Consider the following 13,181-nt stretch of genomic DNA (forward strand, 5'->3'; position numbering starts at 1 on the left):
GCGACGTTCCCCAATTGCACCACTTGGTAGGCCTCACCACTTGCCTCTTCAAACGGCTACCGCCCCAGCCAGTCCGAGCCACGGCCGCAAGCATTCGCGCCTGCCGCGCTTGCTGCCGGCCCTCCTCGCCGCCATCCTCTGCGCGCAGTCGCAGGGCACCGCTGCGGACACGGCCCCCCCGCGTTCCGAGGCGGTGGCGCGGGTGGTGTTCAGCCTGCTTGGCTATGCGCGCTGGCCAACCGAGCGGGAAGTCCTGCGCCTGTGCGTGGACGGCTCGGCTCGCTACGGTGCCAAGCTTGCGGAGGGCGGCGTCCTGGCAACTGGCCGCTCCGTGCAATCCAGGCGCATCGACCTGCAGGATGGCGTGTCCACCGCGGGCTGCGATTCCGTCTACCTCGGGCCCATGACGGATGCCCGGCGCAAGAAACTGTCGACGGAACTGATCGGGCGCCCGGTCCTTGTCATCACGGAAGAAGACTACGAGTGCGAGATCGGCAGCATGTTCTGCCTCAACGTGGTCGATGGCCACGTCTCGTTCCGCGTCAACCTGGATTCCGTTGCCCGCAGCGGCATCCATATCCATCCGGCCGTATTGCAGCTTGGCCGCCGCCGGGGGCCATCGCCATGAAGCTGCCATTGCGGCCCGACGCGGCGAGATCGCGTCCGACGCTGTACAACACGCTGCGCCGCATGCATCTCAGCGTGGCGTTGATCGCCGTGTGCACGGCGGGCATCTCGCTGACCGCGCTCGGGCTGGCCGCGCTGCGCGTCTATGCCGACCACAACCTGCACCTGGTTGCCCGCTCCGTGGCGTACACGCTGGAAGCGCCGGTGGTGTTCCGCGACCAGGCGGCCGCCAACGAGGCGCTGGTGGCAATCGCCGCGACGGAGGTGGCCCAGGCCCGCGTCTATGACAAGGACAACCACCTGCTGGCCGAGTGGCAGCGCCCGGCCGGCGAGCGGTTTCCCGGCCTGCAGCGCCTGGCCAGCCGCGTGATAGCGCTCGGCCCGGTGGAGCAGGAGATCCTGCATGAAACGCAGGCGGTGGGCACCGTCCGCCTGACCGCCGACACCGGCAACCTCTTGCGCTTTGTGCTCAGCGGGCTGCTGGGGCTGCTGGCTTGCCTGCTGCTCACCGCGGTCAGCGCGCACTACATGTCGAGCCGCATGCTGGTCCACATCATCGAGCCGGTGCGCAACCTCATGCGCGTGGCCCATGCCGTGCGCTCGGAGCGCGCATTCGACCAGCGCACACCGCCAGCGCATATTGCCGAGCTCAACGCGCTCGGGGAGGATTTCAACGGCCTGCTCGATGAACTGGAGACCTGGCAGAACCAGCTCCAGCACGAGAACAGGTCGCTGGCGCACCGCGCCAGCCACGACAGCCTGACCGGCCTGCTCAATCGGGCGGCGTTCGAGGATGCGCTGCATCGGGCCGTGCGCTTCGCCGGCACCTCCAGGGGATATGCGGGCGTGCTCTACCTGGACAGCGACGCGTTCAAGGAGATCAACGACAACTTTGGCCATGCCGCCGGGGACGAGGTGTTGTCCGACATTGCCCGGCGCATCCGTTCCTGCGTGCGCGAGGGCGACCTGGTTGCCAGGCTCGGCGGCGATGAGTTTGCGGTACTGCTCACCTCGCTGCGCAAGCCTGCCGACATCGTTCAGGTCGCGGAGCATATCCTGCTTCGCATGAAGGATCCGGTGCGGCTGTCGAGCGGCACCAGCATCGGGGCCTCGCTGAGCATCGGGTTGTCCGTGTTTCCGCTTCATGCCCAGACTGCCGCCACCTTGATGCACACGGCGGACGAGGCCATGTACCGGGCCAAGCGCAGGTCGGGAGGCGGCTGGGAGAGCGCGGAGCCGCAGCTGGCGAGTGCCGGGCCCGCCTCGGTGTCCGAATGCGAAGACAACGAAAAATGAAACAAGAACGAGAATAGGAGCCTCTTCCATGCTATCGAACTTGCGAGCCGCAGGCAGCCGTGGCATTGCTGCCGCCATGATCGCCATCACCCTTGCGCTTGCTGCCTGCCAGACGGTGCCGGACCCGAAGCTCACGCCCGCGCAAGTCGATGCGTTGCAGTCGCAAGGGTTCCAGCTCACTGAAAACGGCTGGGAGCTTGGCCTGTCCGAGAAGGTGCTGTTCGGCCTGAACGAGGACGTGATCGGCGCAGACCTGCAAGGGACGGTGCAGCGGATCGGCCTGGCGTTATCGGGCGCGGGTATCGATCATGTACGCCTGGACGGGCATACGGACGACTCCGGCTCGGCCGACTACAACCAGCAGCTGTCGGTCCGGCGCGCGGAGGCGGTGGCGAAGGTGCTCGCCACCACGGGGTTCCAGGTGGAGAACATCCAGGTGCGCGGACTGGGCATGAGCAAACCGGTGGCGGACAACCGCACCGCCACGGGCCGCGCGGAGAACCGGCGCGTGGCCATCGTGATCACGATTGAATAGTCATGGCGGCCCAGTCATCGCCGCGCTCCGGCGTCTTTCATTTCCCGGCCGGCGGGGTGTTTCCTTAGAGGCTGACTGTTTCAACATGAAGCGAAGCGGTTCTGGCCAGGCGCGCGGCCGCAGACAGCACAAGAGGTACGGCCAAGGCCGCGCAACGACGCCAGAATCCTTTTGAAATGGCCTCTTAAGGCTGGGCGCCCTGCGCCAGTTTCTCCTGTGCCCAGTTGACCGCCGCGCGCGCGGGCGCCAGCCCGCTCTTGTCCACACGTTGGGCCAGCGCGAACACGCGCTCGCGGATCCGCGCCACTTCGGCCAGCACCGCCGCCTCCTCGGCGCCGCCCAGGTACTCGCGGGCGCAGCTGATGATGCCGCCCGCGTTGATCAGGAAGTCCGGCGCATAGAAGATGCCGCGGCGTTGCAGCGTGTCGCCCTCGTCCAGCGACGCGAGCTGGTTATTGGCGCCGCCCGCGACGATCTTGAACTGGCAGCCCTCGGCTACCGCCGGGGTGATCACCGCGCCGAGCGCGCAGGGCGCGAACACATCGGCGGCCACGCTGGTGATGGCGGTGGTGGAGACCACCTGGGCGCCGAATTGCTCGCGCGCCTGCTCTGCCTTGGCACCGTGGATATCGGCCACGATCAGCCGCGCGCCGGCCGCGTGCAGCTGGCGGCACAGGTCCCAACCCACCGAGCCAAGGCCCTGCACGGCAACGGACACGCCTTGCAGGCTGTTATGGTCCAGCACGTAGCGCACGGCGGCCTCGATGCCGACGAACACGCCATAAGCGGTCTTGGGCGACGGGTTGCCGCCGAAGGTGCCCTCGCGCGGCATGCCGCTGATGTAGCGGGTCTGCGTGCGGGCGGCGACCATGTCTTCCACCGTGGTGCCGACGTCTTCGGCGGTGATGTAGCGGCCACCCAGCGATTCGACCATGCGGCCGAAGGCGCGGAACAGCTTGGTGCGATCGGTTTGCGCCGGGGTGCGCAGGATCACGGCCTTGCCGCCGCCGAAGGGCAGGTCGGCCAGCGCATTCTTGTAGGCCATGCCTTGCGACAGGCGCAGGGCGTCGGTCAGGGCATCGCTCTCGGCGGGATAGGCCCAGTAGCGGCAGCCGCCAAACGCGGGGCCAAGGCTGGTGCTGTAGATGGCGATGATGGCCTGCAGGCCGGACTCGGGATCGGTGGCGAGCGTGACGCGCTCGTGGGATGGGCCTTCGCCAGTGCCGAACAGGCGGCCGGCGGCCTCTGCGTTGATGCGTTCAGTCAAAGCGTCTTCTCCATGAAGATTGGGAGCGCAAAGGGATACCTTCGCTTTCCGTGTGCACCGCATTGGGTTGCAAGGCGGTGCAGTTGCAACGGCAGCCGTCGGGGGCTGCCGCCTCGATAAGGCCGGGCTGCCATTGTGTGGCTGCCCGGCCTCGGGTAAACGCTGGGCGCCGCGTCGTGGCGCGGCAACCGGTGCTGGATCTTACCGGCAAATCGCGGGGAGATGAAGGGCGCGCGCGGCGTGTGTGCGGCGTGTGTGCGGCACCGGCACACCTATACTTGGAGCGAGGTAATCCTCAACCCGAGCGAAGCGTGAGAGGGAACCTGTGCGGTGGCCTGCGCCCTTCGCGTGCCAGGAGGGCACCATGTTCCAGCATCTGCTGCTGCCCGTCGACGGCTCGCCCCTGTCCGAAGCCGCTTTCCGCAAGGCCCTGGTGTTCGCCCGCGAGGCGCGGGCCCGGGTCACGGTGATCCGGGTGATCCCGGACTTCCATGTCTACACCTACCAGGTGGAGTTGCTTGCCGACACCCGTAGGCGATTTGTGCAGGAAGCCACCCGCAGTTCGGCGGACTACCTGAAAACCCTGGCCGCCGAAGCCGAGGCGGCGGACGTGACTTGCGAGACCCTTTGCGTCATACATGACCATCCCTATGAGGCCATTATCCAGGCCGCCCAGGAAAGGGAGTGCGACCTGATCGTGATGGCCTCGCACGGGCGGCGCGGCTTGCAGGGCGTGTTGATCGGCAGCGAAACCAATAAGGTACTGACGCATAGCACTATCCCTGTGCTGGTGTATCGCTAGCGGCTTATCGCAAGCGCCTTGCGTTGTGCGGCGCCAGCCACCTGCGGCGAGGCAGCGTCCGGGCAAGGCATGCATGCGCCACCAGCATGCGCTTCTAGCTCGCGGCAGCGGGCGCCTTGTCCGGCTGCGTCCAGTCCAGCACCACCTTGCCGCTGTTGCCCGACAGCATGGCGGCAAAGCCGGCCTCGAAGTCGCCCACGCTGAAGCGATGCGTGATCATCGGCGTCAGGTCCAGCCCGCTTTGCAGCATGGCAACCATCTTGTACCAGGTCTCGAACATCTCGCGGCCGTAGATGCCCTTGATCTCCAGCCCCTTGAAAATCACCTGGTTCCAGTCTATCGCCATCTTCGATGGCGGTATGCCGAGCATGGCAATCTTGCCGCCGTGGTTCATGTGCTCGAGCATGGTCGCAAAGGCGGTCGGCACACCGGACATTTCCATGCCCACGTCGAAGCCTTCCGTCATGTGCAATTCGGCAGCCACGTCTTTCAGGGTTTCATGCTGCACGTTGACGGCGCGCGTGGCGCCCATTTTGCGTGCCAGCGCGAGCCGGTATTCGTTGACGTCGGTGATCACCACATTGCGCGCGCCCACATGCCGAGCGATGGCGGCGGCCATGATGCCGATGGGGCCGGCGCCGGTGATCAGCACGTCCTCGCCCACCAGGTTGAAGGACAGCGCGGTGTGCGTCGCGTTGCCAAAGGGGTCGAAGATGGCGGCGATCTCGTCCGGGATGTCGTCGGGAATGCGGAACGCGTTGAAGGCCGGAATCACCAGGTACTCGGCAAAGGCGCCGGCGCGGTTCACGCCCACGCCTACCGAGTTGCGGCACAGGTGGCGGCGCCCGGCGCGGCAGTTGCGGCAGAAGCCGCAGGTGATGTGCCCCTCGCCGGAAACGCGGTCGCCAATGGCCAGCCCGCGCACTTCCTGCCCGATGGCGACGATCTCGCCAACGTACTCGTGCCCCACCTGCATCGGCACGGGAATGGTGTTCTGCGCCCACTCGTCCCATTTCCAGATATGGATGTCGGTGCCGCAGATGGCCGTCTGCCGGATGCGGATCATCACATCGTTGTGGCCGACTTCCGGCTCGGGGACGTCGGTCAGCGTCAGGCCGGGCGCGCGTTCGAGTTTGGCGAGGGCTTTCATGGGGGAGCCTCCTGCTTGCAGCGTGGATGAAGCGCTTGGGTGACACTTGAGTGCCGCTTGAGTGACGCTCAGGCGATGGCGCCGAACTTGCGGCCTACCTTGGCAAACGCGGCCACGGCCCGCTCGATCTGCTCGGCCGTATGCGCTGCGCTCATCTGCGTGCGGATCCTTGCCCGGCCCTTGGGCACCACGGGGAAGGAGAAACCCACTACGTACACATGCTCTGCCAGCAACGCATCCGCCATGCCGGAAGCCAGCGCGGCATCGCCCAGCATCACCGGGATGATGGGATGCTGGCCCGGCACCAGCGTAAATCCCAGCGCCGTCATCTCGCGGCGGAAATGCTCGCCGTTCTCCCGCACGCGCGCGCGCAATGCCGCGCCTTCTTCGCTGGCCAGCAACTCCAGCACTTTCAGCGTGGCGGCGCAGATGCTCGGCGCCAGCGAGTTGGAAAAAAGATAAGGCCGCGAGCGCTGCCGCAGCAGCTCCACAATTTCCCGGTGCGCCGCCACATAGCCACCGGAGGCGCCGCCCAGCGCCTTGCCCAGCGTGCCGGTGATGATATCCACGCGGCCCTCCACGCCACACAGCTCCGGCGTGCCACGCCCGTGCTCGCCGACGAAACCCACCGCATGCGAATCGTCGACCATCACCAGCGCCCCGTAGCGGTCCGCCAGGTCGCAGATGGATTTGAGGTCCGCGATGATGCCGTCCATCGAGAACACGCCGTCGGTGGCGATCAGCTTGAAGCGCGCGCCGGCGGCATCCGCCTCCTGCAGCCGGGCCTCCAGGTCGGCCATGTCGTTGTTGCGGTAGCGGTAGCGCCTGGCCTTGCACAGGCGCACGCCGTCGATGATGCTGGCGTGGTTGAGCTCGTCGCTGATGACGGCGTCCTGGTCGTCGAGCAAGGTCTCGAACAGGCCGCCGTTGGCGTCGAAGCAACTGGAGTAGAGGATGCTGTCGCCGGTGTGCAGGAACTTGGCGAGTACGGCTTCGAGCGTCTTGTGCACGGACTGGGTGCCGCAGATGAAGCGGACCGAGGCCATGCCGAAACCGTCTTGCTCCAGGCCGCGCCGGGCGGCTTCGATCAGGCGGTGGTCATCTGCCAGGCCCAGGTAGTTGTTGGCGCAGAAGTTCAGTACGTGCTCGCCGCCCGCCAGCCGGATGTCGGCCGCCTGCGGGCTGGCGATGACGCGCTCGGATTTGTGGAAGCCGTCGGCGCGGATGGTGCTTAAGGTGTCGCGCAGGTGGGAGAGATAGCGGTCGCGCATGGGTAGTCCCCTGGCTGGAGGTTGGTGGCGCGGTGGGCAGCCGTCTTGTTGCGCTGCCGCATCCGCGTTGCGTTCCAGTCTTCATGGTATGGCGAAAGCGGGCCGGGCGCGAGGCATATGCCGCGCGTCACCGCCGCGCGGGGCGCATTTGTTTCAGCAGGTAGTTCGCGACCGCCGCCGCGGGCCCGTCGCCCGTCAGCGCGACGGCAACCACGGCCTTGTCCGCCGGCGAGTAGAAGACTAGGGCGCTGGCCCCGGGCGTGCCGCCGGCGTGGCCCAGCCAGAGATCCTGTCGGTCCCCGTTGGCGATGTCGAAGACCATCACGCCCAGTCCGTAGAAAGTGCCGGTATCGAACATGGGGTAGAGCGTCGCGAACATCGCGTTCACGCTGGCCGGCGCCAGCAACTGGCCGCCGAGCAAGGCGGCCCAGAAGCGCGCCATGTCGGCCGCGTCGGCGGCAATGGGGCCGGCGGCACCCGGCCAGCCTGGCTCAATCGGTGTTTCCTTGGTGGACGCAAGCGGCGCGATCCCGGGTGCGGCCGCGCCGGGCCGGAGCGCATGCATGGACTTGAGGCCTAGCGGCGAAATAATGCGAGCGGCGATCGCCTGGTCGAAGGATTGTCCGTCCACGGCTTCGATGATGACGCCTAGCAGGTCGAATCCCGTGTTCGAATAGCGCCAGTAGCTGCCGGGACAGAACATGGCGCCGTGCGTGCGCGCGATCTGGAGCGCTTCATCGGGGGTGCGGTATCTCGGGTTGGCACGTGCCCTAAGATCTTCGTTGGCGCTGAATATTCCGCTGGTGTGGGCCAGAAGGTCGCGCACGGTGACGGCCTGCCCGTTGGGCACATCCTTCACCCACCTGGAAACCGGATCGTCGAGGTTGAGCCGCTTTTCTTCCACCAACTGCATGGCCACCACGGCGATGAGCGTCTTTCCCGCGCTCGCCCAGTAAAGCAGCGGCGCATCTGCGGGCGCGACGGTCTTGTGCCACAGGCCGGCGCCCGCAATGGCAACGGCAGCGGTCATGGCATCGGCGGCGGCGGCTTTGCGGGTGAGGGCGAATGCGTCGTCCAGCCGCTGGCTGGTGCCCGCGTCCAGAGGCTGGCCCGGCACGGTGAGGCTTGCGTCGAAGCCAGCCAGTGGCGCATGAAGGGGGCGCCCGGCATACGCTTGCCGGGCAGCGCAGACCACGGGCGAGTACTCAGCCGCGGTGCTGGGCAATGTGATGACGGCTGCGGCGGCGCAGGCTGCCAGGTGGCAGGTAGTTGGGATTTGAAAGCGCAACGAGTGTCTCCTTCAGGCCATACGTTGGCGCCTGCCGCATGCTTTCCAGCGATAGGCCGGCGTACTTACGTGGCCAACGCTGTCTCATGCGTGGCTTCGGTTCCCGTTTGCCCGAAATTGCAAAGATAGCTCATCACCATATCGGGCACATGCTGCAGCCGCGATGCGACGCGCTCCGGCGCGGCGAGGTCCACGCCAAGCACAAAGGACAGCGTGTAGCGGTTCGAAATGAAATAGGATCCCAACCCGGAAATCGAAACATAAAGATCCACCCAGTCCGCATCCGGCCTGAACACCCCCTGCTCCTTGCCGCGTTCCAGTATCTCCGCCAGCGCGCTTTTCAGCGGATTGAACATGGCGGGGATGACCTTGGATTTGCGGATGTGTTCCGCCTTGTGCAGGTTCTCCGTGCCGAGCAGCAAGATGAACTCCGGCTGCTCGATGAAATGCTGGATGGTGTGCATGACCAGCGCGCGCATATCGTCCACCGCGCTCTTGCCGGTCAGGCCGAGTTCGTTCTGCCGCTCGCGCATGGCGGCGTAGGCGCGCTCCATGACTTCGATGAACAGCGCTTCCTTGCTGTCGAAGTAGTGGTAGACCAGGTTCTTGCTGATCTTGCTACGGGCCACGATGCTGTCCACGCGGGCGCCGTCAAAGCCCTTGGCGGCGAATTCCTTCGACGCCATCTGGAGGATCTTCTCGCGCGTGGCCTGGGCATCGCGCGGCTTTGGCTTGCGCACGGTCTTCGCGGTCACTGGCATACGAATCTTCCTCGATAAATTTGTCATGGCATTGGCATGGCGGGCGGCACCGTGCCAGTGCACCCGCTAACCAGATGGTTAGTGTACACCCCCTGAAGCGCACCGCAAGAAGGCCGCCAGCCAAGCGCTGGCGCCATTCTGGTGCTCCGTGAAAACCCGGTTGACAAGCAAAATCCCGTCTTCTATTGTACTGACTAGTTAGTTAGCAGATCGGTCGGTGCGCGTTCCGGCGCAACGGAATGCGCGGCACGCGCAAGTCGCCCGTGCCTCACATCCTTGGAGTTGACATGGTTCATGCAGGAAGCAATGCGGGCGTCCGGGTCGGGTGCGATATCGGGGGCACGTTCACGGACATCGTCCTGGCAATGCCGGACGGGCGGCTATTCGTCAACAAGACGTCGACCACGCCGCACGACCTGGGCGAGGCCATCGTCACTGGCCTGAAGTCGCTGATCGGGCAGGCGGGGATTGCCCCGGGCGACATCACGGAAATTGTCCACGGCACCACCACGGCGTCCAACACCATCCTGCAGAAGGTGGGCGCACGCACCGGCGTGCTGACCACAGCGGGCTTTCGCGACGTGCTGGAGATCGGCCGCATCCGCACCCCCACCATGTTCGACCTGGGCTGGCAGAAGCCGCAGCCGCTGGCGGCGCGTCGCTATCGCCGCGGGCTGAACGAGCGCATCGACGCGCGCGGCAACATCATCGTGCCGCTCAACGTGGACGAGGTACTGACCGTGGCGCGGGGGCTGGTGGAAGAGGGCGTGGAAGCGCTGGCCATCTGCTTTATCAACAGCTATATCAACCCGGTGCATGAGCTGGAAGCGAAGGCGCAACTGGAGCGGGCGTTTCCCCGCCTGCTGGTGACCGCATCGTGCGATGTGCTGCCGGAAATCAAGGAGTACGAACGCACCAGCACCACCGTGGTCAATGCCTACATCCTGCCTGCCATGCGCACCTACCTGCGGCGCCTGAAGGATGACCTGGCCCGCATGGGCGTGTCGGCGTCGCTGCAGGTGATGGCGTCCAACGGCGGCATGATGGGCGTGGGCAGCGCCAGTGAGAAGCCGGTGTTTGCCGTGGCTTCCGGGCCGGCCGGCGGCGTGGCGGGCGCAGCGCAGATCGGCGCGCTGGGTGGCGGGCGCGACCTGATCGTGTTCGACATGGGCGGCACAACGGCCAAGGCGTCGATCATCACCGACGGCACGCCGTCGTTGACCACCGAGTACGAGTTCCGCGACGGCATCAGCGCCCCGAGCCGCTTTGTCAAAGGCGGGGGCTATGTGCTGAAGGTACCGGCCATCGATATCGCGGAGGTGGGTGCGGGCGGCGGCTCGCTGGCCTGGATGGATGCCGGTGGACTGCTGTGCGTGGGCCCTGAATCGGCCGGCGCCAACCCGGGTCCCGCGTGCTACGGGCGCGGCAACGATCGGCCCACGGTGACCGACGCCAACATGGTGCTTGGCTACCTGAATCCCGAATCGCTGGCGGGCGGCAGCCTCAAGGTGGACCCGGAGCAATCGCGCCGTGCCATCGACGCGCATATCGGCGCGCCGCTCAAGCTCGATACGCTGGCCGCCGCGCACGGCATCCGCCATGTGGCCAACGTGAGCATGGCGCGCGCGCTTCGTGCCGTGACGGTGGAGCGTGGGCGCGACCCGCGTGACATGACGATGATTGCATTCGGCGGCGGGGGCCCGCTGCACGCGGTGGACGTGGCCATGCTGCTGGGCATCAAGCGGGTGATCGCACCGGTGATGGCGGGCGTGTTCTGCTCGGCCGGCATGCTGTGCGCGGATGCCGAGCATAACTTCGTCAAGGCCATCCTTCGGCCGCTGGCGGATTGCGATGGCGCTGGCATTGGTGCGGTGATCGACGAACTGCGCCAGCAAGGCCTGGCCATCCTCGCGCTGGAAGGCTATCCGGAGGCCGCGGTCGAGATGGCGGTGGGCATCGACCTGCGCTACCTCGGCCAGAGCTCGGAGCTGACCATCCCGCTGCCCGGCGGTGAAGCCGGCAAAGCGCCGGACGCTGCAGCGCTTGCGCAGCTTATCGAGGACTTCGGCGTCCAGTACCAGCAAACCTTCGGCTACCGCAACGACGAGCCGCTGGAGCTGGTCAACGTGCGCCTGAGCGCCTATGGCCGCAGCGACCAGCGGCTGGATTTCAACGCCATCCAGGTCGACGCCAGCGCGCTGTCCGGCGTAGCCGGCACGCGCCAGGTGAGTTTCGGGCGCGACCAGGCGCCGCGCGAGACCTTGCTGATCCCGCGCTCGGCCATGACGGATGCGCCGCGTCAGGGCCCGCTCATCATCGAGTCGTACGACACCACCATCGTCGTGCCGCCGGGTGCCTCGGCGCGCGCGGACAAGATCGGCAACATCATCATCGATATCGCCCAGGAGGCAGCATGAGCACGCAGTTCGACCCGGTGACCTTCGCGGTCGTCAAGAACGCGATGGACTCCATCGTCGACGAAGTGGCCTACACGGTCATTCGCACGGCGCGCTCGGAGATCGTCAAGGACGTGATGGACTACTCGGCCGCGATCTGCGACCGGCACGGCCGCATGGTGGCGCAGGCCAAGACCATCGCGCTGCACCTGGGGGCGATTCCCGAGGCCATGGAGGCGGTGCAGGCGCGCTATGGCAACGACCTGAATCCGGGCGACGCGGTGGTGGTCAACGACCCCTACCAGGGCGGCATGCACCTGCCGGACATCTTCATGTTCGTGCCGTTCTTCTACGGTGGCGAGCTGGAAGGCTATTGCGTGGTGATCTGCCACCACACCGACGTGGGCGGCCGCGTGCCAGGCTCCAACGCCAGCGATTCCACCGAGATCTACCAGGAAGGGCTGCGCATCCCGGTACTCAAGCTCTATGAGGCCGGCAAGGTCAACGACACTCTGGAGCGCATCATCGCGCAGAACGTGCGCCTGCCCGAGCGCGTGCTGGGTGACCTGAAGGCGCAGTACGCCGCAACCCAGGTAGGCGTGCGCGAACTCACCGCGCTGTTCGACCGCTACGGCCGCGATGACACGCGTGCCTACCTGAACGAGTTGCTGGACTATGCCGAACGCCTCACGCGCGAAGAGATCCGCAAATGGCCCAAAGGCACCTTCCGCTTCACCGACTACATCGACGACGATGGCTTGTCGCCGGAGCCGATCCCCATCCAGGTGGCACTGACGGTGCATGAGGACTACGTGAGCGCCGACTACACGGGCTCGTCGCCACAGGTGCGCGCCGCCATCAACTCCACGCTGTCGTACACCAAGTCCTGCACCTACCTGAGCGTGCGGTGCGCGTTGAAGGGCGATGTGCCGAACAATGCCGGCGTGTTCCGCTGCATCGAGGTGCGCGTGCCGGAAGGCTCCGTGCTCAATCCCCTGCCGCCGAGCGCGGTGGCGGCGCGCGCGCTGACGGGCTACCGCGTGTTCGATGCGATGCTCGGCGCGCTGGCGCAAGTGGTACCGGACCGTATCCCCGCAGCCGGCGAAGGCGGCAACACGGTGGTGTGCTTGTCCGGCATGAGCGATGAGAACAAGCCTTACATCATCGTCGACATGATCTGCGGCGCATGGGGCGCGCGTCCCGCCAGCGATGGTATCGAGGCCATCACCAATGCCTCGCAGAACCTGTCGAACACGCCGGTGGAAACGCTGGAAGCACAGCACCCCGTGCGCGTGGAAGCCTACGAGCTGGTGGAGGATTCCTGCGGCGCGGGCGAGTTCCGCGGCGGTCTGGGCATTCGCCGCAGCTATCGCGTGCTGGCGCCCAACGCGCTGCTGCAACTGCGTGCCGACCGCATGAAGTTCTCGCCTTATGGCCTGGCCGGTGGCGGCCCAGCCAGTCCGGCGCGCAACCTGCTGCAGCAAGGCGATGAGGTCACGGACCTGCCGAGCAAAGTTGGCATGACGATCGCGCGCAACGATGTGGTGACACATATTCAGCCCGGCGGCGGCGGCTTCGGCGAGCCGCTGGCGCGTGACTTCGAGCGTATCCGGCAAGACGTATGGAACCACAAGCTTACCGCTGCCTATGTGCTCGAGCATTACAAGGTGGTGGTTGAGCCTGCTACCGGCGAGATAGATGTGGCGTCCACCGCAGCCTTGCGCGCGAAGCTGCTAGCCAAGGCGGCGTAGTATTTCCGGACGGCTGGCAGCCGTCCGCTTACGCATA

11 protein-coding genes are annotated in these 13,181 nt (G+C 66.3%); 6 read left to right on the forward strand and 5 right to left on the reverse strand.

The genetic code is table 11. The features are described from left to right. Positions 1-40 precede the first annotated feature (40 nt). The 3 genes from A9975_RS28070 to A9975_RS28080 are packed head-to-tail and all read left to right on the forward strand — an operon-like array spanning position 41 to position 2,458. Positions 41-628 carry a YfiR family protein gene (locus A9975_RS28070; protein WP_370565658.1) on the forward strand — a complete coding sequence of 196 codons (588 nt, stop codon included), beginning with the start codon at positions 41-43 and terminating at the stop codon, positions 626-628. Then, complete coding sequence (locus tag A9975_RS28075) at positions 625-1,923, forward strand: diguanylate cyclase domain-containing protein (RefSeq protein ID WP_183035594.1); 1,299 nt, start codon at positions 625-627, stop codon at positions 1,921-1,923. The genes A9975_RS28070 and A9975_RS28075 overlap by 4 nt, the downstream gene beginning before the upstream one ends. A gap of 28 nt (positions 1,924-1,951) precedes the next feature. Further along, a complete protein-coding gene (locus A9975_RS28080) occupies positions 1,952-2,458 on the forward strand; it encodes an OmpA family protein (protein WP_183035595.1) in 507 nt (168 codons plus the stop codon). 184 nt (positions 2,459-2,642) lie between these two features. Here the strand turns inward: A9975_RS28080 and A9975_RS28085 are convergent, their stop codons facing one another. Further along, on the reverse strand, positions 2,643-3,788 hold the full coding sequence (locus A9975_RS28085; protein WP_183035596.1) for a Glu/Leu/Phe/Val dehydrogenase: 1,146 nt from the start codon (positions 3,786-3,788) through the stop codon (positions 2,643-2,645). A gap of 301 nt (positions 3,789-4,089) precedes the next feature. Here A9975_RS28085 and A9975_RS28090 point away from each other — a divergent pair, with 301 nt between their 5' ends. Beyond that, on the forward strand, positions 4,090-4,527 hold the full coding sequence (locus A9975_RS28090) for a universal stress protein (RefSeq protein ID WP_183035597.1): 438 nt from the start codon (positions 4,090-4,092) through the stop codon (positions 4,525-4,527). Positions 4,528-4,621: 94 nt separating this feature from the next. Here A9975_RS28090 and tdh read toward each other — a convergent pair whose 3' ends face one another. The 4 genes from tdh to A9975_RS28110 all read right to left on the reverse strand — a co-directional run bounded on the left by tdh (position 4,622) and on the right by A9975_RS28110 (position 8,997). Then, complete coding sequence (gene tdh, locus A9975_RS28095; RefSeq protein ID WP_183035598.1) at positions 4,622-5,677, reverse strand: L-threonine 3-dehydrogenase; 1,056 nt, start codon at positions 5,675-5,677, stop codon at positions 4,622-4,624. A gap of 68 nt (positions 5,678-5,745) precedes the next feature. Beyond that, positions 5,746-6,948 carry a glycine C-acetyltransferase gene (locus A9975_RS28100; RefSeq protein ID WP_183035599.1) on the reverse strand — a complete coding sequence of 401 codons (1,203 nt, stop codon included), beginning with the start codon at positions 6,946-6,948 and terminating at the stop codon, positions 5,746-5,748. 127 nt (positions 6,949-7,075) lie between these two features. Continuing rightward, a complete protein-coding gene (locus tag A9975_RS28105) occupies positions 7,076-8,236 on the reverse strand; it encodes a serine hydrolase (RefSeq protein ID WP_183035600.1) in 1,161 nt (386 codons plus the stop codon). A 65-nt stretch (positions 8,237-8,301) separates the two neighbouring features. Further along, on the reverse strand, positions 8,302-8,997 hold the full coding sequence (locus A9975_RS28110; protein WP_183035601.1) for a TetR/AcrR family transcriptional regulator: 696 nt from the start codon (positions 8,995-8,997) through the stop codon (positions 8,302-8,304). A 287-nt stretch (positions 8,998-9,284) separates the two neighbouring features. Between A9975_RS28110 and A9975_RS28115 the strand changes: the two genes are divergently transcribed. After that, complete coding sequence (locus tag A9975_RS28115; protein ID WP_183035602.1) at positions 9,285-11,414, forward strand: hydantoinase/oxoprolinase family protein; 2,130 nt, start codon at positions 9,285-9,287, stop codon at positions 11,412-11,414. After that, a complete protein-coding gene (locus A9975_RS28120) occupies positions 11,411-13,144 on the forward strand; it encodes a hydantoinase B/oxoprolinase family protein (RefSeq protein WP_183035603.1) in 1,734 nt (577 codons plus the stop codon). Before A9975_RS28115 ends, A9975_RS28120 begins: the two co-directional genes overlap by 4 nt. Positions 13,145-13,181 lie beyond the last annotated feature (37 nt).

This window comes from Cupriavidus sp. UME77, from assembly GCF_014170355.1.
Classification (GTDB): Bacteria; Pseudomonadota; Gammaproteobacteria; order Burkholderiales; family Burkholderiaceae; genus Cupriavidus; species Cupriavidus basilensis.

Excerpts from the sequence above, each read along its gene's own strand:
- A9975_RS28110 (WP_183035601.1), bottom strand. The coding sequence starts at position 8,997 with ATGCCAGTGACCGCGAAGACCGTGCGCAAGCCAAAGCCGCGCGATGCC.
- A9975_RS28090 (WP_183035597.1), top strand. The coding sequence starts at position 4,090 with ATGTTCCAGCATCTGCTGCTGCCCGTCGACGGCTCGCCCCTGTCCGAA.
- A9975_RS28080 (WP_183035595.1), top strand. The coding sequence starts at position 1,952 with ATGCTATCGAACTTGCGAGCCGCAGGCAGCCGTGGCATTGCTGCCGCC.
- A9975_RS28075 (WP_183035594.1), top strand. The coding sequence starts at position 625 with ATGAAGCTGCCATTGCGGCCCGACGCGGCGAGATCGCGTCCGACGCTG.
- A9975_RS28100 (WP_183035599.1), bottom strand. The coding sequence starts at position 6,948 with ATGCGCGACCGCTATCTCTCCCACCTGCGCGACACCTTAAGCACCATC.
- A9975_RS28115 (WP_183035602.1), top strand. The coding sequence starts at position 9,285 with ATGGTTCATGCAGGAAGCAATGCGGGCGTCCGGGTCGGGTGCGATATC.
- tdh (WP_183035598.1), bottom strand. The coding sequence starts at position 5,677 with ATGAAAGCCCTCGCCAAACTCGAACGCGCGCCCGGCCTGACGCTGACC.
- A9975_RS28085 (WP_183035596.1), bottom strand. The coding sequence starts at position 3,788 with ATGCGGTGCACACGGAAAGCGAAGGTATCCCTTTGCGCTCCCAATCTT.
- A9975_RS28120 (WP_183035603.1), top strand. The coding sequence starts at position 11,411 with ATGAGCACGCAGTTCGACCCGGTGACCTTCGCGGTCGTCAAGAACGCG.